Annotated in this window: 1 protein-coding gene; it reads left to right on the top strand. The window is 46.3% G+C overall.

What is annotated here, in order from left to right; genetic code table 11:
- Positions 1–118: 118 nt before the first annotated feature.
- Positions 119–1,372, top strand: a complete 1,254-nt coding sequence (locus tag VB732_RS30170; protein WP_323234540.1) for a DUF4336 domain-containing protein — start codon at positions 119–121, stop codon at positions 1,370–1,372.
- The last annotated feature ends 106 nt before the right edge of the window (positions 1,373–1,478 follow it).

The raw sequence follows: 1,478 nt of genomic DNA, 5'->3' as shown, positions 1-1,478 counted from the left end.
AGTGCCGTGCCCTTACGGGTGTACTCATGTAAACGAGAACCGCTATAAGATGCTATATCAATCTTGTAGCAACTACAGAACTCTCACAACTGGCCCACGCCAGGACAATGAAACGACGATGAACTCACAAGGATCTAAGTCGAGGTTAGAACTACAAGAGCAAGGGATGTACCCTTTGAGCGACCCCAAAGATTGGTCATGGCCATTCTGGGCTGCTGTCCCACTCTACCCCTACGGCAAGCGCCGGACACTCCGCCAGGAAATAGTTGTTGACACTATCTGGACATTCGATCAGCTTCATGGCATTCTCTACACCATCGTGCCGATTCGCATGACTATCGTCAAACTCGCAGCCGGAGGACTTCTGGTCTATGCACCTGTTGCGCCAACAACAGAGTGTATCCACTTAGTTAATGAGTTGGTAGCAAAGCACGGTGAAGTTAAGTACATCTTACTACCAACCAGTTCTGGTCTGGAGCATAAAGTCTTCGTTGGCCCCTTTTCTCGCCGCTTTCCTCAAGCACAAGTCTTTGTTGCCCCGCACCAGTGGAGTTTCCCGTTCAACCTGCCGCTTAGTTGGCTAGGCTTTCCCCAAAAACGAACTCAAGAACTCCCAGAGGACTCAAGCCTTGCTCCCTTCGCTGTGGAATTTGACTATGCAATATTGGACATGAACTTGGGACGAGGATCTTTTGTAGAAGTTGCAGTGTTTCACAAGCGATCGCGCACTCTGCTTCTAACTGATTCTATACTTTCTGTTCCGGTTGACCCTCCAGAAATCACACAATTAGATCCTTATCCCTTACTATTTCATGCAAGGGATAATGCCTTAGAGACGCTTGAGGACAATGAAGACAACCGCCGCAAGGGATGGCAACGCATTTCATTGTTCGCGCTTTACTTTCGTCCAAGCGCACTGGAAGTTATTGCAATGGGACAAATGTTTCGTGATGCTCTCAAAGCACCACAGCGATCGCTAAAAACGTACTTTGGTTTATTTCCTTTTCGCTGGCGAGAAACCTGGAAGCAAGCATTCGATGCTCTACGAGGTCAGGGGCGACCATTTGTCGCACCGATTCTGCAAATTCTGATTCTTCCCCAAGCACCAAGACAAGTCCTCAATTGGGCTGATAAAGTTGCAAGCTGGGATTTTCAGCAGATTATTCCCTGTCACTTTGACTCGCTAATTCAAGCAAATCCGCGTCAGTTTCGGCAAGCATTTGCTTTCCTTGAGAAAAATCCTTCTGTAAGTAAGGACTTTTCTTCTAGTGAAAGCCAGCCTCTATTGGAGGAAGACTTAAGATTCATTAAGGAACTTGAAGCGAGTTTAGTTAAGCGCGGTATTGCAACGCCAGCTAAAGAGAAGGTTTAATCTAACATTAGACTTTCTGCATAGATTCGAGAATTCTAACTGATATCATGCCCGGCAAATTATTATTCGTAAGGGCACAACAATGTTCATTGGTGTCAAATTAAGC

Source organism: Nostoc sp. UHCC 0252 (genome assembly GCF_034931145.1).
Lineage (GTDB): Bacteria > Cyanobacteriota > Cyanobacteriia > Cyanobacteriales > Nostocaceae > Nostoc.
The sequence above is the reverse complement of the archived record's forward strand: the minus strand, read 5'-3'. Positions and strand labels throughout refer to the sequence as shown.